Source organism: Streptomyces sp. NPDC006197, from assembly GCF_040613865.1.
Taxonomy (GTDB): domain Bacteria; phylum Actinomycetota; class Actinomycetes; order Streptomycetales; family Streptomycetaceae; genus Streptomyces.
Genome location: NZ_JBEXSZ010000288.1, coordinates 1 through 2,347, shown reverse-complemented (window position 1 = coordinate 2,347; position 2,347 = coordinate 1). Strand labels below are relative to the sequence as shown.

The following is a 2,347-nucleotide window of genomic DNA, read 5'->3' as shown; positions in this document are numbered from 1 at the left end:
TTCGCTCGAACAGGGGAGACCCCACTGCCTCCCTCCTCCGCCTTGCGATGCACGGCACCAGACGCCGCTCCCTGATCCGGCCTGATCGGCAAGACACCCCCTAGCGCGACTCCCCGGGCGTGACCAGCCCCGACTCGTACGCGAAGACCACCGCCTGCGCCCGGTCGCGCAGGTCCAGCTTGGCGAGGACCCGGCCGATGTGGGTCTTCACCGTCTGCTCGGCGAGGACCAGGCTGTCCGCGATCTCCTGGTTGGACAGGCCCCGGGCGATCAGCTCCAGGACCTCCGTCTCGCGCGGCGTGAGACCGTTCAGGCGCAGCGCCGTGGTGTCCCGGCGGGGCGCCGGGCGCGAGGCCGCGAAGTCGGCGATGAGGCGGCGGGTCACGGACGGGGCGAGCAGCGCCTCGCCCGCCGCCACCACCCGTACCGCCGCGATGAGATCGGCCGGCGGCGCGTCCTTGAGGAGGAAGCCGGACGCGCCCGCGCGCAGCGCCTCGTACACGTAGTCGTCGACGTCGAAGGTGGTCAGCATCAGCACCTTCGGCCGGTGCACGACCCCGGCCGGCGGATGGAGGATCTCCCGGGCCGCCGCGAGCCCGTCCAGCTCCGGCATCCGCACGTCCATCAGGACGACGTCCGGGTGCGTCGAGCGCGCCACCTCCACGCCCTGCCGCCCGTCCGGCGCCTCGCCGACCACGTCGATGTCGGGCTGCGCGGCGAGCAGTGCGGCGAAACCGGCCCGCACCATGGCCTGGTCGTCGACGATGATCACGCGGATGGTCACTCGGTGTCCTTCGTACGCAGGGGAAGCCTGGCCGCGACGCGGAAGCCGCCGTCCGGCAGCGGCCCGGTGTCCAGCGAGCCGCCGGTCAACCGTACGCGTTCCCGCATGCCGACGAGCCCGTGCCCGGTGCCGGGGGCGCCCCGCTCGACGGCGGAACCCTCTTCCAGGGACGGCCCGTTGACGACGAGGACCGTCAGCCAGCCGTCGTCCGCCCGGACCGACACCCGGGTCGCGGCGCCCGGCGCGTGCCGCACGACGTTGGCCAGGGCCTCCTGCACGATCCGGTACGCGGACAGGTCCACCGCCTGCGGCACCTCCCCGAGGTCGGCGGCGAGCCGCAGCTCGGCCGGGACCCCCGCCCGTACGGTCGCCTCGACGAGCTGCTGGACCCGGTCGAGGCCCGGCTGCGGGGCCCGCTCGCCCTCGCCGCCGTCACTGCGCAGGACGGAGAGCAGACGGCGCATCTCGGCCAGCGACTCGCGCGCGCTCGCCGCGATCGACGTGAACTCCTCGCGGGCCGCGTCCGGGAGTCCGGGGATGCGGTACGGGGCCGAGTCCGCCTGCACGGTGATCATGGACATGTGGTGGGCGACGACGTCGTGCAGCTCGCGCGCGATCCTGGCCCGCTCCTCCAGGAGCGTGCGGCGGGCCCGCTCGGCCTCGTTGATGGTCTCCTGCTCGGCGAGCCGCCGCTGGGCCTCGCCACGCGCGCGGACGGCCGAGGCGAGGAGCAGCAGCACCCCGCTCAGGACGAGCAGCAGGGTGTGGACGCTGGTGTACCCGGCGGGGCGGAAGGCTTCCAGGACGTAACCGGCCACGCCGGTCGCCAGCCACACCCCGAACAGCGCCCGGCGGGACTCGCGGAGCCCGATCGCGAGCATCAGGGCGCAGTAGCCGACGACCAGCGGCGGGGGCCACGGCCAGTACTCCGCGCGCGTGCCGTCCGAACCCAGCAGCACGAGCGCGCCGAGCACGTCGGCGGCGAAGACGATCCACCAGGCCTCCAGGGGCCGGGCGACGGCGAGCAGCAGCGGCAGCGTCTGGGCGGTGCCGACGGCCCCGGCGAGGGCGCCGTTCACGCCGTAGTCGTTGATGAGGAGCACGACGGTGGAGGGGAGGAGCGCGGCGACGAACGCGAAGGCGACGACGTACGGCAACAGCCGCACCCAACGCCCGAGCGCGCCCGCGAGGAGCGGGGCACCGGGCGTGGTGGGGGTGGTGAGCGCGGCCCCGAGCCCCTGGAACACCTCACGCGTCCGGGCGATCACCCACCGACCACCGAGACGACGGCCGACGGGCGGGGGAGCGGTGGGCGGCTGGGGCCGCGATTCGATGTCCATGACGAACCCAGCGTAGGCAGCACGCCTGACGCGGGGCGTCATACCGGGGACCGGGGTGAACCCTGATACCGGGGTATGACACGAGCCTCCCGCCCACCCCGTTGTGGGCAATCGTTCCGCCGGGGCGGGCAGTCCGGTCATCACCTCGGAGGTGGCGTATCCGATGGCCGTGGCGTAGGTGAGCATGAACGTGCTGATCAGCGCCGTCAGCGCGAAGGGGCCG

At 74.1% G+C, this 2,347-nt stretch carries 2 protein-coding genes; both read right to left on the bottom strand.

The features are described from left to right. Positions 1–100 precede the first annotated feature (100 nt). The gene (locus ABZ318_RS39465) at positions 101–784 is read right to left on the bottom strand and encodes a response regulator transcription factor (protein WP_356907231.1); all 684 of its coding nucleotides are present in this window, start codon (positions 782–784) and stop codon (positions 101–103) included. After that, positions 781–2,124: a sensor histidine kinase gene (locus tag ABZ318_RS39460; RefSeq protein ID WP_356907230.1), complete on the bottom strand. Its 1,344-nt coding sequence runs from the start codon at positions 2,122–2,124 to the stop codon at positions 781–783. Before ABZ318_RS39460 ends, ABZ318_RS39465 begins: the two co-directional genes overlap by 4 nt. Positions 2,125–2,347: the final 223 nt, after the last annotated feature.

Coding starts and splice junctions, on each gene's coding strand:
- ABZ318_RS39460 (WP_356907230.1), bottom strand. CDS start 2,124: ATGGACATCGAATCGCGGCCCCAGCCGCCCACCGCTCCCCCGCCCGTC.